The organism is Aeromonas sp. 600479, assembly GCF_049175515.1.
GTDB lineage: Bacteria > Pseudomonadota > Gammaproteobacteria > Enterobacterales > Aeromonadaceae > Aeromonas > Aeromonas veronii_A.
In genome coordinates, this window is the sequence record NZ_JAAKVF010000008.1 from 19,730 (window position 1) to 38,552 (window position 18,823).

Below are 18,823 nucleotides of genomic sequence, written 5' to 3' on the forward strand. Positions count from 1 at the left end.
GCGTTTATAGTCTGCCAGCCATGAATCCGGAATGAATATGATCCCGCGCAGTTTCCTGCTGATCCTCTGCCTGCTGAGCGCCTCAAGCTGGGCTGCCCAGAGCCGCCTCGACATGGCCGGGCTGGTCAAACTGTTGCTGGCGCAAGGGTACCACGACATTCGCGAAGTGGAGCTGGAAGGGGACAAATTCGAGGTCAAAACCCTCGACCGCCAGAATGAAAAGGTACATCTCATCGTCGATGCCTACACTGGCGAGATCAAAAAACAAGAGGCCGATTAGGCCTCTTTTGCTTTCCAGCGCAGCCGCCACGGGCGCAGCAGCTTCTCCCGCCTCGGCCAGAGCAGGGTGCAGGCCAGCAGCAGGTAGATGAGCGGCTCCAGCCAACCGCTCTTGAGCGACCACCAGTAGTGCACCGGCACCAGCAGGGCCACCGCATAAACCCAGTTGTGCAGCTTCTGCCACGCAGCCCCCAGCCGCCGCTGCAACGCCGGCAGCGAGGTGATGCCCAGCGCCAGCAACAGCAGCAGCGCCACCATCCCCACCACGATATAGCGGCGTTTGACCAGCTCGCCACCAATCAGCCCCCAGTCAAACTGCAGATCCAGCCCCAGCCACACCATGAAGTGGAGCAACGCCCAGACCATGCACCAGAGCCCGAGGGGGCGGCGCAGCTTGATGAGCTGCCCCTGCCGCCAGCGTTTGGCCAGCGGCGAGACCAGCAGGGTGAGCAACAGCAGGTTGAGCGCCCCCTTGCCGAGGTAGTGGATAAGCTCGGGTACAGGGTCGCCCCCCAGCAAACCTGCCGGAATGGCAAAAACCAGCCAAAGCAGGAAGCCGAGGGAGCCCAGATGCACCAGCGCCCGCAAGCCGCTAACATGGGCCGGTTTCAATCTCAGTACCATTGGCGCAGATCCATCCCCTGATAGAGCGAGGCGACTTCGTCACCATAGCCGTTGAACATCAGGGTCGGCTGACGCTTGGCGCCAAACACTCCACCCTCGCCGATAAAGCGCTCGCTGGCCTGACTCCAGCGCGGGTGATCCACCTGCGGGTTGACGTTGGCGTAGAAGCCATATTCGTTAGGAGCCAGCAGGTTCCAGGTGGTCGGAGGCATCTCCTCTACCAGCCGGATCGAGACGATGCTCTTGATGCTCTTGAAGCCGTACTTCCACGGCACCACCAACCGGATCGGCGCGCCATTCTGGGCGGGCAGGGTCTTGCCGTAGAGCCCCATCGCAAGGAAAGAGAGAGGGTGCATCGCCTCGTCGATACGCAGACCTTCCACGTAGGGATACTCGATGCCGCCCCCCAGACTGGAGGCCTGCCCCGGCAGCTGTTTCGGGTCAAACAGGGTCTCGAAGGCGACAAACTTGGCGCGACTGGTGGGCTCGGCGCGGCGGATGATCTCTGCCAGCGAGATGCCGTTCCAGGGCAGTACCATGGACCAGGCTTCAACGCAGCGTAGCCGGTAGATCCGCTCCTCCAGCTCGCTCTTGTTGATGAGATCCCACACATCTAGGGTAAAGGGCTTGGCCACCTCCCCCTCCACCTTGAGGGTCCAGGGTTCGGGCTTGAGGTAATGTGCGTTGCGAGCCGGGTCGGACTTGTCGGTGCCGAGCTCATAGAAGTTGTTGTAACTGGTTGCCTTCTCTTCCGGTGTCAGCACCAGATTGGCCGGGTGCTCCGCAGGCTTGCTGTTGAGCGGCTGGGTGGCTAATTGGGGAGCATCCTCTTTACCGCGCAGCAGATCGAGTACACCGGCCTGAGTGGGAAACGCCAGGGTGGCCGCCCCCAGACCCAGCCCCTTGAGAATGAGGCGGCGGTCCTGATAGACGGCTTCCGGGGTGACATCCTGTTCGGTGAGGGGGTGGGCGGTACGACGCTTGATCAACATGAAAAACTCCCAGGGCTGAGTGAGGCACTATGGATAAGACCCGCCCCGGCAGATTTTTATTTCACACAAGATTACATTATGTGGTGCAGAGGCAGCGCCTTGGCCATATTGCCGACCAGAAACAGGACTACGAACACCAACAGGGGAACGATCACATTGGGCGCCATCAGACTCACTCCATGAGCAGGACAGGGCCTCTAACTATGGTCGAGTGTCAGGCCGGTCACCAATGAATTTTTTTCGCGAGCGCAAGCGTATTCCTGAGTTGAAAAGAGTGATGTAGATCACACACAATTCGGCCCCCGCTTGCCGGCCCGATTGCCGGAGGTAGGCTGCCCCTTTTGCGAAGCCAACTGAAGAGTCGCCCCATGAGCCCACTGATCGCCATCGCCATCACCACTGGAATTCTCTCCGCCGTCTGGGGCTGGATTGCCGTCGCGTTCGGCCTTATCTCCTGGGTCGGCTTTCTCGGCTGCACCAGCTATTTCGCGTCAAGCGGTGGCTACAAGGCGCTGTTGCAGACCATCTTCTGCAACACCAGCGGCATGCTGTGGGCACTGCTGCTGATCCATGGTGACAGTCTGTGGGGGGCGGGTGTGGCGGGTTATGTGATGACGGGGGTAGTCGCAACCCTGATGTGCGTGCAGGCCAAGCAGCAGTGGCTCGGCTACATTCCAGGCACCTTTGCCGGTTGCTGTGCCACCTTCGGGGCGGCTGGCGAGTGGCGGTTGATCCTCCCCTCCCTCATCATCGGCGCCTTGTTCGGTTACCTGATGAAGGCAAGCGGCTTATGGCTCTCCCATAAAACCCAAAAAGCCGATGCTGCTCCGGCAGCGATTGATCCCGCCTGATTTATCCCTTCGATTTGAAGTTTGCTGCCTCGATACCGTGCCGATTCAATAGTTTGTAAAAATCGGTACGGTTTCTGCCCGCCATGTTGGCCGCCAGGGTCACATTGCCCTCGGTGGTGCGCAGCAAACGGATCAGATACTCCTTCTCGAATTCGGCCCGCGCCTCGTTGAACGAGGGGATGCCGCCGCCACCACCACTCAACGCGGACTCCACCATGGAGACCCCGATCACCGGACTGCAACAGAGGCTGGCGAGTTGCTCCACCAGGTTGCAGAGTTGACGCACATTACCCGGCCAGGCGGCTGCGGCCAACATCGCCAGCGCCTCCGGTGAGAAGCCCATAGCCGCACAGTCGCTGTGGCGGCAGCGATAATCATCCAGCGCCTGTCTGGCAAGCAGCGGAATGTCCTCACTACGGGCACTGAGAGAGGGCAAAGTGATGTTGGCAACGTTAAGACGGTAAAAGAGATCGTCCCGAAAGCGCCCCTCCTCCATCGCCTTGACCAGATCCTGATGGCTGGAGCTGAGCACCCGTACCTCAGGCGTGCCCTGGCCATACTCTTCCATCACCTGCAGCAGCTTGGCCTGCAAGGATTCAGATAAGCTGCCAATCTCGTCAAGAAACAGGGTCGCCCCCTTGGCCTGCTCGAACAGACCGGATTGGCCATCTTCACCAAACAGTTGTAGATCGAGGGAAGCCCAGGGAATGGCGGCGCAGTTGATGGTATAGAGCGGCTTGTCGCGCCGCTGGCTGGCCTGGTGCAACGCCTGTGCCATTGCCCCCTTGCCGGAACCGGATGGCCCCATGATCAGCACAGGGACCTCCATAGTGGCGATGCTGTGGGCCTGAATCAGCAACTGTTCCAGCTGGGGGTTGCGGGTCAGGATCAACGACTGCCACTCCTGCTGCTGTTTCGGCCGGGTCAAGCTGAGCGCATGTTCGATGGTGGCCAGTAGTTCGTCCTTGTTGATGGGTTTGGTCAGAAAGCTGAAGACGCCGGAGCGGGTGGCCTGAATAGCGTCCGGTATGGTGCCGTGGGCAGTCATGATGATGACCGGCAGCCCCAACCACTGGGCCTGGATCCGCTCGAATAGAGCAAGGCCATCCATCCCCCCCATCCGCAAATCGCTCAACACCAGATCGGCCCGCTGCTGACGAAGCCGATCAAGGGCTCCCTCCGCACTGTCGGCGGTATCCACCTCATAACCCTGACTGCGCAGCCGCATGCTCATCAGTTTGAGCAGGCTGACGTCGTCATCCACCAACAGGATCCGGCTCATGGTATAGCCTCACGATTCTCATTCAGCTTGCGCTGGTTGAGCTGGTCGTCAATGGCAGTCAGCTGCTCGATCTGACGACGCAGCCGCTGGATCTCCTGGCTCTGGTCATCGCGACGGCTGTCGCGGGCCAGCAGCTGTTCGCCGAGGGCGATCCAGCTGCGCAAAAAGGCCTGCGCATCGAGCCCCAGCTCGGGCAGCATCTGCTTCAGGCGCGCCAGACCGGCGGTGCGATTGGCCACCGATTCGGCGGGGTGGGAGTCCACCATGGCCAGACTGACCCGGCTCTCCAGATCGTCGGCCCCTTTCAGACGCTGACGCTCCTGCACCCGTTGCTGGGGGTGACTGGCCAGCAGCCAGTCGGAGTATTGCAGACGCACCTGCATCTCCTTGTTGGCAAACTCCATCCGCTTGGCAAAAGCGATATCGGAGGAGTCCCGCTGTGCCTGCTGCGGCAGCAAGGAGCAACCCGCGAGCAGCCCTGCCATCAGAGCTGGAAATACGCGCTGTATCTTCATAGTTCTCTTTTCAACGTCAACCTGAAGCAGACATCTGCCTGTTCATCTCTTACCAGAACCAACTCACCTCCGAGGCTATGGGCAGACTCACGGGCGATAGAGAGGCCCATACCAGAGCCTTTCAATACACCTTGCCGCACTGTACTGCCCTGTTCGAAGGGTTCAAAAATACGTTGCTGATCGGCAGCGGGGATCTCTGGCCCCTCGTTGGCTACCTCCAGCCAGCTTATCTGTTTGTCCTGTCCTGCCCTGATCCAGATATTGCCCCCGCTGGCGCCGTAACTGACGGCATTGGAGAAGAGGTTATCGAGGATCAGTCGCAGCCGGTAAGGCTCCGCCCACAGGGCAACCTGCCCAGTCGGCAAGTGTACACGGATCTGCTTGGACTCCAATGCAAGCCGATATTCCACGATGAGTTCTGACAGCATGGGCTGCAGGGGAACGGACTCCAGCTCGAAGGCTTCCTGCTGGCTGAGGCGATTAAAGTCGAGCAACCGCTCGATCAGGGTCTGCAGACGACGGCTACTCTCGTCAAGCATCTGACAGATCTCCAGCTGATCCGGCGTCAACGGCCCGACCAACTGCTCGCAGAGCAGATCCGAGCCTTCCCGCAGCACTGCCAACGGGGTCTTGAGCTCGTGGGAGACATGGCGCAGGAACTGGTATTTCTGCTGCTCCAGCTCCTTGAGTTTGTCGTGCAACCAGAGGATCCTCTCCCCCAGCAACACCAGCTCGGCAGGGCCATCGACCGGATGAGGATCGGGCTCCACCCCCGCCCCCAGACTCAAGATGCGCGACTCAATCTGTCGTACCGGGTGGATGATGAGGTAAGTGAAGATAAAGACCAGCAGCAAGCTGATGGCTGCCACGGCACCGCTCACCCACCAGAGCTCCCTGGTCAATCCGGCGATGGTGAGACGTACCCGATCCATGTGCTCATCAACCCGGCTGCGGGTAACCATTTCGAGCTGCTTGTTGGCATCGTTAAACAGCTCTAGCTTGTCGCCAGCCACTGCCGCTCGTGCCAACGCGGCATCCTGCAAGCTGTCGAGCCAGGCCAGCCCCTGGTCGAGCCCGCTATAGAGCTGGCCGTCGGAGATGGAGTTGCGATGCTCTGCCAGCAATACCCGATACCCGTCGAGTTGCTGCTGATAGCTGGTGAGGCTGCGGCGATCCCCCAGCACCGCGAAGCGGCGCAAGGTACGTTCAATGTCGATAACCTGCGCCGTCAGCAGGGTGGCGCGACGGGTATCCTTGACCGCCCGCTCCATCTCGTCACTGGTGAGCTGGCTGAGGTGGGCAAGGGCAGTACTGTTGTGCCAGATCATCCCGCCCAGCGGCATCAGCACCAGCACGAATCCCATCAATACCACTTGCAGCAGGGAGCGTGGGCGAACCTTGGTCATCATCTCTTCTCTTGCTTTCTCACCGGTGCGCCAGCATAGCCGCAGCGCCCCGAAAAACAAAACCGGCCAACGGGCCGGTTTGGATTATCTGGATTGTGATGATTCACGCTAACGCGACAGAGGCCAGACAGATGGTCAGGATCATCGCCAATGCACCCGAAGCGGTCAACAGCGCCCATTTCAGCTCCACACTCATGCAAACCTCCTTTCTGCCAATCAGTGCCGGATCACAATAGATAAGACAATGTTAAGCCATAGTTAATCCGATAACCGTGAGCTGCGTATACATTTCAGATGAGCCCAACCCCGGGAAGGTGAGCATGTTCTATCTGTGTAGCATTGGTTCCAATCTTGATCCGCATATCCATGTCAGCCGTGCGCTGGCCGAGCTGCTTGCGCACGTCGGCCCCCTGCAACTGAGTTCGGTGATCCGCACCAAGCCGGTGGGAATGCACTCCAGCCACGACTTTCTCAACTGCCTGCTGGTGGTGGAGAGCCCGCTCGATGCCGTCCGCCTCAAGCAGCGCTTTGTCGCCCTCGAAGTGGCTCACGGCCGGGATCGCAGCGACCCGCTCTGCAAGGTGCACGATCGGCCGCTCGACATCGATATTCTGGCCAGCAACACGCACGGTGATTTTGCCACGGCAGAGGTCGATTCCTATCTGGCGGAGCTGCTGGCGGAACTCTACGGCCATGGCGAAGTGCATGACCCCAAGGTCGCGCTGCTGGTGGAACTGCCAGGTCTGTCTGGCAAGGGCTTGCTGACCCGACAGGTCGGTCTGGAGCCGCTGGTGCTCGGCAGCCCCTCAGAGAGTGGCCAGCGCGCGCCCGCCATCCACCTTGATGCTGGCCCCCGTCATATAACTGTTCCCCATCAGTAACTGCACCGCCTGCCAGATGGGCTCAAGCCCCCCCTCCCGCGCCAGCGGTGTTTTCGCCAACACCTGCTGGCGCCAGCTTTCGTCATGCTCGTCGAGAAACAGGATGGGACCCGGCTCTATGGTGTTGACCCGAACCGCAGGCGCCAGCTCCCGGGCAAAGCTCATGGCCAGCGAATGGGCTCCAGCCTTGGTCGCCACATAGCTGGCAAAACGGGGGGCCGGGGCATGGATATAGATATCGGTGATGTGAATGATGCTGGCGTTGGGATTGCTGGCCAGCCGGGGGGCCAGCGCCCGGTTTAGCTGGAAGGGGGCCGCCATGTGTACCCGGTAGAACTGCTCGAACTGGGCCAGTTGCGCCGCCGGATCAGTTGCCTGCGGCTCGAAGGCCGAAGCGTTGTGAATCACCAGCGCCAGATCCTGATGGGCAGCCAGCAGATCGAGCAGCTTGCCAACGTCCGCTTCCCGGCCAAAATCCGCCTGCACCAGTTCGACCCCCAATGCAGCCAACGTGGCCAGCTCCGGCCGCTCGCTGCGATAGCTGCCCGTCACCTGCCAACCCGCTGCCACCAGCTGTTCACAGAGATAAAATCCGAGTCGACGGCCACAGCCCGTTACCAATGCACGCATACGATCTCCTTTCCCTTTCATGGTCTTGCATGAACGAAGCCCGCCTGCCAGCGGATCACCGCCGATGGCCGGTGCCTATCAATCCCTGCGGCACAAGCCATTGGTCGCGGACCACCCACCCGCCTCATAGTGGCGACATCCCCCTCTTGCGGAGTCACCACCATGCTGAAAGTACACCATCACATGGGTCGTCTGACCCACTCCCTCACAGCCGGCCTTGGCCTGGCCGAGGCGCTGGATCGCCTGCATCAATCGGGCCTTGGCGGCTTGCCGGTGCTGGATGAGCAGAAACGGCTGATCGGCTTTCTCTCCGAACAAGATTGCATTCCCAGCCTGCTCACCGGCAGCTACCACTGCGATACCCGCACCCGGGTGGAGGATCTGATGAACCGCTCGCCCCTCTCGGTCGGGCCGGATGACTGTATTCTGGAGCTGGCCCGCCAGATGGCCGATGCCAAGCCCAAGATCTACCCGGTGCTGCAACAGGGCAAGGTGATCGGCATCATCAGCCGCCGTCAGGTGATGCAGGCCCTCAACCAGCAGATGAAGGTGTGCCAGCAGACCTAGATCTGGTAACGCCCCTTGTCACCGATATCGAAGTGCAGGGGCATCCGCCACTTGGCCAGCGCCAGCAAGGTCAACAGGGCCCCGCAGACCAGCGCCACCAGTGCGGCGGCCCACTCCACCCGCAACCACTCCAGCAGCCATAACACCGGCAGCAAAATGGGCACCAGCTTGATGCCGGGAATGGCGAAGCAAAACTGCTCCTTAAACGCCAGCCCGGAGAGGGTTGCCAACGCGGCTCCCAGCACCAGTGCATCCGGTGCCCCCACCGCAGCCAGCGCCAGCGAGCCCCAACCAAACCCCTGCAGAATCAGGCGAATCCGCTTGTCGTAGATATGCAGCGAGAAGCCGCAGATTGCGCTTGCCACTGCCAGCGACATCAACCATTGTGCCGACGGGAGCAGTGCCAACCCGCTCAGCAGCGCCGCACCACGGCAAAGCAGCAACAGGGCTGCCACACTCAGGCCCAGACGGTAGATCGAGACGGTCAACTTGTCGATCCCGTCCAGCGTACTTTCGATTTCAGGGTTTGCCATAAACAGTCGCTTCTAACGGATCAGGTGCCATCCAATATACTGGAATCAGGTTCTGGAATATCTTCAAACGGGCTCAGGAGACGTAGTTTGCGTGTGATCCCCCTGTTTTGGTTGCTGTTTCCACTCGGATTGCCGGCCAAGGAGCTGGTGATCTGCGGCACCATGGAGCCCCCGCTCAAGTTTCTCGATGCCGATCAGAAACCCCGTGGGCTCGATATCGATATCGTCACCGCCATCTTCGACAAGCTGGAGATGCCCTTCCGGATTGAACTGGCCGATTCGGGAGCCCGCCTCACCCGCAATGCCGGAACCGGCGCCTGCGACCTGGTGATGACCCACTCCTACAAGGCGGAGCGGGAGAGTTATCTCATCTATCCCCAACAGGCCCATCTACGCCACAGCTGGCACTTCTTCGTGCGCAAGGCCGACCTGCTGAAGATCCGCTACGAGACGCTGGCCGATCTCAAACCCTGGCGCATCGGCGTGACCAAGGATTTCTCCTATACCCCAGAACTGGCGGCGGCGATGACCGACCCGGCCTATCAGTTTCAGGAGATCACCATGAACCAGCTGCAACTGCGCAAACTGCTGGCCGGGCGGATCGATACCGTGCCCATGCCGCTGGTCACCGCCTTCGCCCAGATCAAGGAGGAGGGGCTGACGGGCAAAGTCGATTACCTGCCCAAGCCACTCAAAAGCAGCCCCTACTTCAACACCTGGACCCGCGCACGGGCCGACGCGAACACGCCCGCCCAGATGGCCGCCTACGATGCCGAGCTGCTGCGCATGAAGCGCAACGGCAGCCTCAAAACCCTCTACGACAAGTACAGCATCCCCTATATCGAACCCTGATCAACAGGTCAGGGTTTCACATCCCGCAAGATCGGGTTTTGCAGCGAGATTAACGTCTCGGTGGACTGGATCTCGTCGATGGTCTGGATCTTGTTGATCAGCACTATCTGCAGCTCGTCGATGGAGCGGGTCATCACCTTCATGAAGATGCTGTAGTGGCCGGTGGTGTAGTAGGCCTCCACCACCTCGTCCAGCGCCTGCAGCTTGGCCAGCGCCGAGGGGTAATCCTTGGCGCTCTTCAGATTGATGCCGATAAAGCAGCAGACGTCATAGCCCAGCTTCTTGGGGTTAACCTGCACCCGCGTCCCCTCGATGATCCCCGCCTGCTTCATCTTCTCCACCCGCACATGGATGGTACCCGGGCTGACTGCCAGCTGCTTGGCCAGTTCGGCATAAGGAATACGCGCATTCTCCATCAGGGCGGTGAGGATGGCCTGATCGAGATTATCGATCCGGTAATTTTCCGGCATTTTTTTGCACTCCCGTTAGCGATATCTCATTAAACGCTCGCTAATTTTGAAGAAAAAAATATAAAAAGCCTATTTCTATTATCGAATATTGAATTTAGTTGGCAATCCGTTGAAGAATCACCACATCCAACGGGGTTTGAAACAGGAATTCAGCATGAAACAGCACTACATTCGCAGCCAACAGCAGATCAGCTTCGTCAAAGAGATGTTCTCCCGCCAGCTCGCCCAGCAACTGGGTCTGATGGAGGTGCAAGCCCCCATCCTGAGCCGGGTCGGTGATGGCACTCAAGACAACCTCTCTGGCCACGAGAATGCGGTGCAGGTCAAGGTGAAGACCCTGCCGGAGCACAGCTACGAAGTGGTCCATTCACTGGCCAAATGGAAGCGCCAGACCTTGGGACGCTTCGGCTTCGGCCCGGGCGAAGGGATCTACACCCACATGAAGGCGCTGCGTCCGGACGAGGATCGCCTCACTCCCATCCACTCCGTCTACGTGGATCAGTGGGACTGGGAGAAGGTGATGCCGAGCGAGCGCCGCGATCTGGCCTACCTGCAGGAAACCGTGCGCGGCATCTGGGCCGCCATCAAGGCCACCGAGCGCGCGGTCTGCGCCGAGCACGAGCTGACCCCCTTCCTGCCGGCCGAGATCCAGTTCCTGCACAGCGAAGAGCTGCTGGCCCGTTACCCGGACCTCGATGCCAAGGGGCGCGAGCGCGCCATCGCCAAGGAGCTGGGTGCCGTGTTCCTTATCGGTATCGGCGGTGCCCTCTCCCACGGTGAGCGCCACGATGTGCGCGCCCCGGACTACGACGACTGGAGCAGCCACAGCGAGCTGGGTCTGGCAGGTCTGAACGGCGACATTCTGGTGTGGAACCCGGTGCTGCAAGACAGCTTCGAGATCTCCTCCATGGGGATCCGGGTCGATGCCGAGGCGCTGCGTCGCCAGCTGGCCATCACCGGCGACGAGGATCGTCTGCAGTACGACTGGCATCAGGATTTGCTGGCCGCACGGATGCCGCAAACCATCGGTGGCGGCATCGGCCAATCCCGTCTGGCCATGCTGCTGCTGCAAAAAGAGCACATCGGTCAGGTTCAGGTCGGCGTCTGGCCGGCCGAGATGAAAGCCGCCGTGCAAGGCATGCTGTAACGAATGAAGGCCATGCCGGCGCCATCACAGTCGGCATGGCAACAGGCAGGTGGCCGTCGGGGTTGAGCGAGCGCATCCCCGGCAGGCTGTAAGAAGCGAGGCCAGCAGTGGCCGCGCTTCGCAATCGGGGGCTTGCCCCTGCGACCCGCTCAACCCACGTCAGGTCGCTTCACTACATTCCTCCCGGCAATCTTCGGATTGCCGTTTTTTATTTTCCATCGCCCAGATATGGCAACGCCAGCCCGAGGGCTGGCGTTGCAAACATAGATACGAGACTGGTTACTGGGTCATGGTGAGGCCATTGCTGTCGGCTCCCAGCAGCAGTTTCTTGCCGGGGACGATGCGGCCGGAGAGCAGCGCCTGCGCCAGCGGGTTCTCCACCTTGTGCTGGATCGCCCGCTTGAGGGGACGCGCCCCGTAGACGGGATCGAACCCGGCGTGCACCAGCTTCTCGAGCAGCGCCTCGCTCACCTCCACCTCGTAACCCTGAGCCTCCAGTCGGCCCATCAGGCTCTTGAGCTGGATGCGGGCGATGGACTTGATGTGCTCCTCGCCGAGCGGGTGGAACACCACGGTCTCGTCGATCCGGTTGATGAACTCCGGCCGGAAGCTGCGGGTCAGCACCTCCATCAGCATGCCCTTCATCTCGTCGTAATCCTTCTCGGAGTGGTGCTCCTGAATGAGATCCGACCCGAGGTTGGAGGTCATGATCACCACCGAGTTGCGAAAATCGACGGTACGACCCTGACCATCGGTCAGGCGGCCATCGTCCAGCACCTGTAGCAGGATGTTGAACACGTCCGGGTGTGCCTTCTCCACTTCATCCAGCAGGATCACCGAGTAGGGGCGACGGCGTACCGCCTCGGTCAGATAACCGCCCTCCTCGTAACCCACGTATCCCGGAGGCGCCCCCACCAGACGGGCCACGCTGTGTTTCTCCATGAACTCCGACATGTCGATCCGCACCATGGCGTCCTGGGTATCGAACAGGAACTCGGCCAGCGCCTTGCACAGCTCGGTCTTGCCCACCCCGGTGGGCCCCAGGAACAGGAAGGAGCCGATGGGGCGATTCGGATCGGAAAGTCCGGCACGGGAGCGGCGAATGGCGTTGGAGACCGCATCGACCGCCTCCTCCTGGCCAATCACCCGGCTGTGCAGCTGCTCTTCCATCCGCAGCAGCTTGTCGCGCTCCCCTTCCAGCATGCGGGCGACCGGAATGCCGGTCCAGCGAGCCAAGACGTCTGCAATCTCTACGTCAGTGACCCGGTTGCGCAGCAGGCTGGTCTCCTGCATCTCGGCTTGAGTGGCGAGATCCAGCTGTTTCTCCAGTTCCGGAATGCGGCCGTACTGCAGCTCGGACATCCGGCCCAGGTCGCCTGCGCGGCGTGCCACATCGAGATCCTGACGGGCCTGCTCCAGCGCAGCCTTGATATGCTGGGTACCGGCGAGGGCGGCTTTCTCGGCCTTCCACACTTCGTCCAGCTCGTTGTATTCCCGATCTTTTTCGCCAATCTCCTGATTGATCAGCTCCAGCCGTTTGCGGCTGGCGTCATCGTCCTCTTTCATCAGCGCCTGCTGCTCCAGCTTGAGCTGGATGATGCGCCGCTCGAGACGATCGAGCGCCTCGGGCTTGGAGTCGATCTGCAGCCGGATGCTGGCCGCCGCCTCGTCGATGAGATCGATGGCCTTGTCCGGCAACTGGCGATCCGCGATATAGCGGTGCGACAGCTGGGCCGCAGCCACGATGGCGGGGTCGGTGATCTGCACATGGTGGTGCAGCTCGTAACGCTCTTTCAGGCCGCGCAGGATGGCGATGGTATCTTCGACTGTCGGCTCCTCCACCAGTACCTTCTGGAAACGGCGCTCCAGCGCGGCATCCTTCTCGATAAACTGGCGATACTCGTCCAGGGTGGTGGCACCGACGCAGTGCAGCTCGCCCCGTGCCAGCGCAGGCTTGAGCATGTTGCCCGCATCCATGGCCCCTTCGCCCTTGCCGGCGCCGACCATGGTGTGCAGCTCGTCGATAAAGAGGATGACGTTGCCCTCCTCCTTGGCGAGATCGCTCAGCACGGCCTTGAGCCGCTCCTCGAACTCGCCGCGATATTTGGCACCGGCCACCAGCGCCCCCATGTCCAGCGACAGCACCCGCTTGTTCTTGAGCCCTTCCGGCACCTCGCCGTTGATGATGCGCTGAGCCAACCCCTCGACGATGGCGGTTTTACCGACACCGGGTGCACCGATCAGCACGGGGTTGTTCTTGGTACGGCGTTGCAGCACCTGAATGGTGCGGCGGATCTCGTCATCCCGGCCGATCACCGGGTCGAGCTTGCCGAGTTCGGCCCGCTCGGTCAGATCGATGGTGTACTTCTCCAGCGCCTGACGGTTCTCCTCGGCGTTGGCATCCTCAACCTTCTTGCCGCCACGCACCTTGTCGATGGCCGCTTCGAGTTTCTCTTTGGTCAGCCCCTGAGCACGCAGCAGCTCGCCCAGCGTGCCCTTCTCGTCAAGGGCCGCCAGCACGAACAGTTCGGAGGAGATGAACTGGTCCTTGCGCTGCTGGGCCAGTTTGTCGCAGACGTTGAGCAGCCGGCCGAGGCCGTTGGAGAGCTGCACATCCCCTTCCACACCGCTGACGCGCGGCAGGCGATCCAGCTCCTCGCCAAGGCGGGAGCGCAGGGCATTGATATCCATCCCGGTCAGGGTGAGCAACGGACGGATAGAGCCGCCATCCTGATTGACCAGTGCGGTCATCAGGTGAACGGGTTCGATGAATTGGTGGTCACGACCCAGCGCAAGAGACTGGGCATCGGAAATAGCAATCTGGAATTTGCTGGTAAGGCGATCGAGGCGCATTGCACTCCCCCTTCAAACAGGCAGACGCCGCTTGCGCGGCAAACAACATAACTTTCTGAGATGAAAGATGAGGCCCGTACGGGCTATTTCAAGGGCATGGGCTGGTTATTTTTTCTGCAAAGCGGGGAGAGGGCAGGATCCCCGCCTCTCTCATACGGATCTGTTCTTGAGAGAGACGGGGTATTAGTTGGCGGGTGATTGCTTAGCGGGCCAACCAGATGAGGGAGGCCATACGGCCGGTCTGGCCGTCGCGACGATAAGAGTAGAACTGCTCGCTATCGCTGAAGGTGCAGTATTCGCCGCCATAGACGGCGGTAACGCCAGCACGGGCGAGGCGCAACCGCGCCAGCTGGTAGATATCCGCCAACCATTTGCCATCGTTGGACGAAGGGACGAACGCCGCTTCTGCTTCAGCCTGCTCAGCCATAAAGGCTTCGCGCACCTCGCCACCCACTTCAAACGCTGTGGGGCCGATGGCTGGGCCAAGCCAGGCCAGGATCTCACCCGGCTCGCAACCCATGGCAGCGATACTCGCCTCCAGCACGCCTTCTTTCAGTCCACGCCAGCCCGCGTGGGCGGCAGCCACTACGGTACCGGCCCGATCGCAGAACAACACCGGCAGACAGTCAGCAGTCATCACGATGCAGGCCTGCTCCGCCTCATGGGCGCAGGCAGCATCAGCATCCGGCGCCTGCTGATAATGGCTGCTGACCGGATGAACCACGGTGCCATGCACCTGATTAAGCCAGTTGAGGGGCCCCGGGATGGCAGCCGCCTGCTGCAGCCGGGCCCGATTGGCCTCGACTCGCACCGGTTCGTCACCCACGTGGGCCCCCAGATTGAGACCGGTAAAGACCCCTTCACTTACTCCGCCATCCCGGGTGGTCGAAAGGGCACGGACGCACGCTGGTGCCGGCCAGTCGGGTTCAAGCCATTTCATTGCTCACTCCTTCACGCTCTATCGTTCAAATGGAAACGGGGCGCTTGGCTGCAACCAGTCAAGACGCCCCGTTTCAAGGTTCTGTGTGCTACGCGCTGTATCGGCGGGTTACGGCAGAAGTTGTCGCAATACCGCCAGATTCATCACCCTTTCCAGACCAGCTCGTCCGGGTTGGCGAGGGCTATTCAGGAGTGCAGTGCCTCAATCAAGCCACTATTTCCAGACCAATTCATCCGGATTGGCGAGGGTGTCGGCACGCAGCACCTCCATCAGCGCCACCATGTCTTGCGGCGTGGGGGAGTGCCACTGCATCACTTCACCCGTGATGGGATGAGCCAGCTGCAGCATGGTGGCGTGCAGCGCCTGACGATGGAAGTTGCGCAGCGCCTCGGTCAGCTCGGGGGTCGCGTTGCGCAGCGGGCGCAGACGGCCACCGTAGGCGGGATCCCCCACCAGCGGGTGTTTGATGTGCGCCATGTGGACACGGATCTGGTGGGTACGGCCGGTTTCCAGACGCAGACGCAGACGGGTGTGGCCACGGAACTTCTCGTGCACCCGGTAGTGGGTCACAGAGGGGCGGCCATTGGGCACCACGGCCATATGGGTACGCTGGGTCGGGTGACGGCCTATGGGCGCATCAACCGTACCACCTGCGGTCATGTGACCGATGGCGATCGCTTCGTACTCACGGGTGATCTGGCGCGCCTGCAACGCTTCCACCAAATGGGTCTGGGCGGGTACGGTTTTGGCAACCACCATCAAACCTGTGGTGTCTTTATCCAGACGGTGCACGATACCGGCGCGGGGTACCTCGGCAATGCCGGGGTAGCGGTGCAGCAGGGCGTTGAGGATGGTGCCATCCGGCGTGCCTGCGCCCGGGTGAACCACCAGACCGGCTGGTTTGTCGATCACCAGAATGTGTTCATCTTCATAAACGATGTTGAGCTCGATATCCTGGGCATCCCAGCGAGTATCATCTTCCAGCTCGACATTCACATGCACCTGCTGCCCGGCCAAAATCTTCTCGCGCGGGGTGTTGGCAACCTGACCGTCCAGGGTCACTCTGTCCTGTAAAATCCACTCCTTGATGCGGGTGCGGGAGTAGTCTGGAAACAATTCGGCCAGGGCCTGGTCGAGTCGCTGCCCGAATTGGTGATCCTGGAATTCGCCTGTCAGTTCAATATGCTGGCTCATGTATGGTCTCTTGAGCGGGGGGTATCAATTCGAAATAATCCGGGTATTCTAGCTTTTCTTTTAGCCAAGCATAACGGATACTTTGCCAATTTCGTGGAAATGGACCGGATGTTGTTGATGGGAAAGAAGTCTCACCTGCTGATGTCGCTCGCCTTGGTCGCTACCTTGATCACAGGCTGTTCCAGCACCAAACCCAAGGTACCCGACGAACCGCCGGAGACCCTGTACCAGAAAGCACGCCTCAAACTGGACGTTGGCAATTACGTGCAAGCCACTGAATTGCTGGAGGCTTTGGACTCTCGCTATCCGTTCGGTGCCTACTCCAACCAGGTGCAGCTTGACCTCATCTATGCCTACTACAAGCAGGATGATACCGCTCAGGCGATCGCCAATATCGACCGTTTTATCCGCCTCAATCCGGCGCATAAAAATATCGATTACGTCTTCTATATGCGCGGCCTGACCAACATGGCGGCGGATTACAACTTCTTCCAGAGCCTGTTCGGTATCGGTCGGGACGACAAAGACCCTGCTTATGCCCGTCAGGCATTCCAGGACTTCAAGACCCTGCTGCAGAACTACCCCAACAGTGTCTATGCCGCCGATGCCCGCGCCCGCATGATTGGCCTGAAGAATCGTCTGGCCCGATATGACCTGAGCGTGGCCGAGTATTACGTGAAGCGTGATGCACTGGTCGCAGCCGCCAACCGGGCCAAGCTGATTGTCGAAACCTACCCCGACACAGCCGAAACCGAGAAGGCACTGGAGATCATGGTCGAGTCTTACGACGCCCTGAAGATGCCGCAGCTGGCCAAGCATGCCCGCGAAGTGCTGGCCAAGAACTACCCGGAGAACCGCCTCGGCCGTGGCTGAGTGATACGGATAAACCGGTAATAAAAAAACCGATGCCAAGGCATCGGTTTTTTTATCTTTGCAATCCACCAATCCGGCTGGGTGAAGTTCCTGCAACCCATAGCGGTCGCGGCCCCTCACACCCCATCTATCCCATTCATTAGCCACCTGCGAGATGGCCGCATCGTGAAGTTCGCTTATCACCAAGGGTTGCAAACCCGCTGTCAGCCCGACGCCAGGCCGGGAAGAGCGGAACCGTCACCACACGGCCATATTGCCTCATACAGTGCCCCTGAATGGGAATAGATGGCTTAATGGCACTGTAATCCTGTCACCAGAGTCAGTAGTTGCCCTTTGTCCGAGCGCAGAGCGGTCTGGGCCAGCAACTGATAGGGAATCCCCTCCAGCAGCTTGACCCTCTCCCCGGCCGTACCATTGACCAACACGGCATCAAACCGGGCATCACGACAGGCAACCACATCCCTCACTTTCTCCCTGTCCAGATTCATTACCCGCATCTCTTCATAGGCAGATAGCAGACCAAGCTCCGTCTCCCCCAATCGCCAGCCGGCAATGCGGTCCCGCGTCTCGGGCGGGATCCTATCAAGCAACAGGGCCATCTTTCCCGATACCCCCTTGGCGGCATCGATCAAGGGGTAAACCAGTGTAAAAGTAAGCAGAAAGATGATCGCTACCGAGCTGGTGATATGAATGGCACCATGTACTTCCTTGCGCCGCAACAATAGCTCCAGCGCTATCACGAACAGGGTAATCGCGGGAATGTAACGCCACCCCAGCTTGCCGGCGATGTGGAGCACGTCTGCCGGAATATGGCTGGTACCTGGTAGTGAAGGGCCGAGCAGAGTGATCCCCGTAACCACGACACAAAACAGCAGCATGAAACAGAGCCATCCCCGACCATAGCGAGCCGTCCATCCCGGCCAGTTCAGGCTGACCTGACCCAACATGATGGCAAATACCGGCAACAACGGAAAAAGGTAGAGGGTACGCTTGGTGGATGACAGGGTTAACAGCACAAGTGTTCCTACTGCCCAGCACAAGAGAAATATTCGCTCACGACTCCAGCGTCGCTGTTTTATGGTTTGCCAACCCCAATAGAAAATGAATGGCAACCAGGGGATGGTATACTCAGCCATCCCCCATAAATAATAGAGATAGGCCCCTTTCTTGATATGGCCGAGTTCGGTAGAGGTGCCTGTCAGGCGGCCAACCTGATTCTGCCAGAACCACTCATCCCATAAGGCATCGCCATCAACATGATTAATTAATTCACGGATCCATGCTGCCACTGGCAATATAAAACAGAGCAGTATCAACAGATGCTGCCAGATAAATTCGGGCAGTTTTTTGTCGATGGTGGCACATCTTGCAGCGAAGAAGAATAGCGGGAGCCAGCCAAAAAACACTGTCAGCGGCCCGATAGGACCTTTTGCCATAAAACAGCCCGCCAGCCCTATTCCGGCCAATATCGCCATCCACCAACGGCGTGCAAGGTAATATTCTGAAAATGCCCAGAGGGTAAATATGACAAAGAAGGCGAGCGCACTGTCCGTTCTGATCCAGTGCGTGTTGATAATAAATCCCTCCATGGTGCCCAGTGCGATCACCGACCAGATCGCGGCCGATCTATTGCCAAGCAGGCGATAGGCCAGCAGGCCGGTAAAAAGCAGTATACCCGCCGCCCAGACCACGCCCGCCAACCGCAGGCTATTGGTCACCCCCAGCCAGGATTCAAACCCATCAAGAAACGGCAGAGCGGCCATGTAAAAGAGTGGTGGCTTCTCGACAAAGCTGCGCCCGCCAAGGGTCGGTACCACCCAGTCACCACTGCGATACATCTCGAGTGCAATAGCCGCTTCGCGGGGTTCATCAGGCGTCCAGAGCTGATGGTCAAACTGGCCAGACAGCAGCACCAGTGCAACCAGCAGCAACAT

20 protein-coding genes are annotated in these 18,823 nt (G+C 60.0%); 7 read left to right on the forward strand and 13 right to left on the reverse strand.

The window, feature by feature from the left end; all coding sequences use genetic code 11:
• Positions 1-31 precede the first annotated feature (31 nt).
• Positions 32-280: a PepSY domain-containing protein gene (locus G5149_RS10345; protein WP_041209565.1), complete on the forward strand. Its 249-nt coding sequence runs from the start codon at positions 32-34 to the stop codon at positions 278-280.
• On the opposite strand, the gene G5149_RS10350 is transcribed toward G5149_RS10345, so the two are convergent.
• Entirely contained in the window at positions 277-903 is a 627-nt protein-coding gene (locus tag G5149_RS10350) for a protein-methionine-sulfoxide reductase heme-binding subunit MsrQ (protein WP_421212393.1), read from the reverse strand. The two genes, G5149_RS10345 and G5149_RS10350, sit on opposite strands and share 4 nt — an antisense overlap.
• A complete protein-coding gene (gene msrP, locus G5149_RS10355) occupies positions 894-1,895 on the reverse strand; it encodes a protein-methionine-sulfoxide reductase catalytic subunit MsrP (RefSeq protein ID WP_337073302.1) in 1,002 nt (333 codons plus the stop codon). The genes G5149_RS10350 and msrP overlap by 10 nt, the downstream gene beginning before the upstream one ends.
• A 368-nt stretch (positions 1,896-2,263) precedes the next feature.
• On the opposite strand from msrP, the gene G5149_RS10360 reads away from it, so the two are divergent.
• Positions 2,264-2,746 (forward strand): DUF1097 domain-containing protein, encoded by a 483-nt coding sequence (locus G5149_RS10360; RefSeq protein ID WP_005341883.1) that lies wholly within the window; start codon positions 2,264-2,266, stop codon positions 2,744-2,746.
• A gap of 1 nt (position 2,747) precedes the next feature.
• On the opposite strand, the gene G5149_RS10365 is transcribed toward G5149_RS10360, so the two are convergent.
• From G5149_RS10365 to G5149_RS10380, 4 genes are all read right to left on the reverse strand, one after another.
• On the reverse strand, positions 2,748-4,028 hold the full coding sequence (locus tag G5149_RS10365) for a sigma 54-interacting transcriptional regulator (protein WP_236347909.1): 1,281 nt from the start codon (positions 4,026-4,028) through the stop codon (positions 2,748-2,750).
• On the reverse strand, positions 4,025-4,543 hold the full coding sequence (locus G5149_RS10370) for a hypothetical protein (RefSeq protein ID WP_421212394.1): 519 nt from the start codon (positions 4,541-4,543) through the stop codon (positions 4,025-4,027). The genes G5149_RS10365 and G5149_RS10370 overlap by 4 nt, the downstream gene beginning before the upstream one ends.
• The gene (locus tag G5149_RS10375; protein ID WP_421212441.1) at positions 4,540-5,949 is read right to left on the reverse strand and encodes a sensor histidine kinase; all 1,410 of its coding nucleotides are present in this window, start codon (positions 5,947-5,949) and stop codon (positions 4,540-4,542) included. The genes G5149_RS10370 and G5149_RS10375 overlap by 4 nt, the downstream gene beginning before the upstream one ends.
• A 103-nt stretch (positions 5,950-6,052) precedes the next feature.
• The gene (locus G5149_RS10380; protein WP_005341891.1) at positions 6,053-6,145 is read right to left on the reverse strand and encodes a YnhF family membrane protein; all 93 of its coding nucleotides are present in this window, start codon (positions 6,143-6,145) and stop codon (positions 6,053-6,055) included.
• 124 nt (positions 6,146-6,269) lie between these two features.
• On the opposite strand from G5149_RS10380, the gene G5149_RS10385 reads away from it, so the two are divergent.
• Complete coding sequence (locus tag G5149_RS10385; RefSeq protein WP_421212395.1) at positions 6,270-6,830, forward strand: 2-amino-4-hydroxy-6-hydroxymethyldihydropteridine diphosphokinase; 561 nt, start codon at positions 6,270-6,272, stop codon at positions 6,828-6,830.
• Here G5149_RS10385 and G5149_RS10390 read toward each other — a convergent pair.
• Positions 6,756-7,460, reverse strand: coding sequence for an SDR family oxidoreductase (locus G5149_RS10390; protein ID WP_421212396.1), 705 nt, complete (start codon positions 7,458-7,460; stop codon positions 6,756-6,758). The two genes, G5149_RS10385 and G5149_RS10390, sit on opposite strands and share 75 nt — an antisense overlap.
• A 162-nt stretch (positions 7,461-7,622) precedes the next feature.
• Between G5149_RS10390 and G5149_RS10395 the strand changes: the two genes are divergently transcribed.
• Positions 7,623-8,027, forward strand: coding sequence for a CBS domain-containing protein (locus tag G5149_RS10395; protein ID WP_421212397.1), 405 nt, complete (start codon positions 7,623-7,625; stop codon positions 8,025-8,027).
• On the opposite strand, the gene G5149_RS10400 is transcribed toward G5149_RS10395, so the two are convergent.
• Positions 8,024-8,560, reverse strand: a complete 537-nt coding sequence (locus G5149_RS10400; protein WP_421212398.1) for a DUF2301 domain-containing membrane protein — start codon at positions 8,558-8,560, stop codon at positions 8,024-8,026. The two genes, G5149_RS10395 and G5149_RS10400, sit on opposite strands and share 4 nt — an antisense overlap.
• A gap of 87 nt (positions 8,561-8,647) precedes the next feature.
• On the opposite strand from G5149_RS10400, the gene G5149_RS10405 reads away from it, so the two are divergent.
• Positions 8,648-9,412 (forward strand): substrate-binding periplasmic protein, encoded by a 765-nt coding sequence (locus tag G5149_RS10405; protein WP_337073295.1) that lies wholly within the window; start codon positions 8,648-8,650, stop codon positions 9,410-9,412.
• Positions 9,413-9,420: 8 nt separating this feature from the next.
• On the opposite strand, the gene asnC is transcribed toward G5149_RS10405, so the two are convergent.
• Positions 9,421-9,882 carry a transcriptional regulator AsnC gene (gene asnC, locus G5149_RS10410; protein WP_005339783.1) on the reverse strand — a complete coding sequence of 154 codons (462 nt, stop codon included), beginning with the start codon at positions 9,880-9,882 and terminating at the stop codon, positions 9,421-9,423.
• A gap of 154 nt (positions 9,883-10,036) precedes the next feature.
• On the opposite strand from asnC, the gene asnA reads away from it, so the two are divergent.
• Positions 10,037-11,029, forward strand: coding sequence for an aspartate--ammonia ligase (gene asnA / locus G5149_RS10415; protein WP_058058982.1), 993 nt, complete (start codon positions 10,037-10,039; stop codon positions 11,027-11,029).
• Positions 11,030-11,308: 279 nt separating this feature from the next.
• Here the strand turns inward: asnA and clpB are convergent, their stop codons facing one another.
• The 3 genes from clpB to rluD form a co-directional block, all read right to left on the reverse strand.
• On the reverse strand, positions 11,309-13,882 hold the full coding sequence (gene clpB / locus G5149_RS10420; RefSeq protein WP_337073294.1) for an ATP-dependent chaperone ClpB: 2,574 nt from the start codon (positions 13,880-13,882) through the stop codon (positions 11,309-11,311).
• 202 nt (positions 13,883-14,084) lie between these two features.
• Positions 14,085-14,822 (reverse strand): peptidoglycan editing factor PgeF, encoded by a 738-nt coding sequence (pgeF, locus tag G5149_RS10425; protein WP_421212399.1) that lies wholly within the window; start codon positions 14,820-14,822, stop codon positions 14,085-14,087.
• A gap of 213 nt (positions 14,823-15,035) precedes the next feature.
• Positions 15,036-16,016, reverse strand: a complete 981-nt coding sequence (gene rluD / locus G5149_RS10430; RefSeq protein WP_227341786.1) for a 23S rRNA pseudouridine(1911/1915/1917) synthase RluD — start codon at positions 16,014-16,016, stop codon at positions 15,036-15,038.
• Positions 16,017-16,133: 117 nt separating this feature from the next.
• Between rluD and G5149_RS10435 the strand changes: the two genes are divergently transcribed.
• Positions 16,134-16,889 (forward strand): outer membrane protein assembly factor BamD, encoded by a 756-nt coding sequence (locus G5149_RS10435; RefSeq protein ID WP_005339769.1) that lies wholly within the window; start codon positions 16,134-16,136, stop codon positions 16,887-16,889.
• A gap of 290 nt (positions 16,890-17,179) precedes the next feature.
• On the opposite strand, the gene G5149_RS10440 is transcribed toward G5149_RS10435, so the two are convergent.
• The gene (locus G5149_RS10440) at positions 17,180-18,823 is read right to left on the reverse strand and encodes an ArnT family glycosyltransferase (protein ID WP_421212400.1); all 1,644 of its coding nucleotides are present in this window, start codon (positions 18,821-18,823) and stop codon (positions 17,180-17,182) included.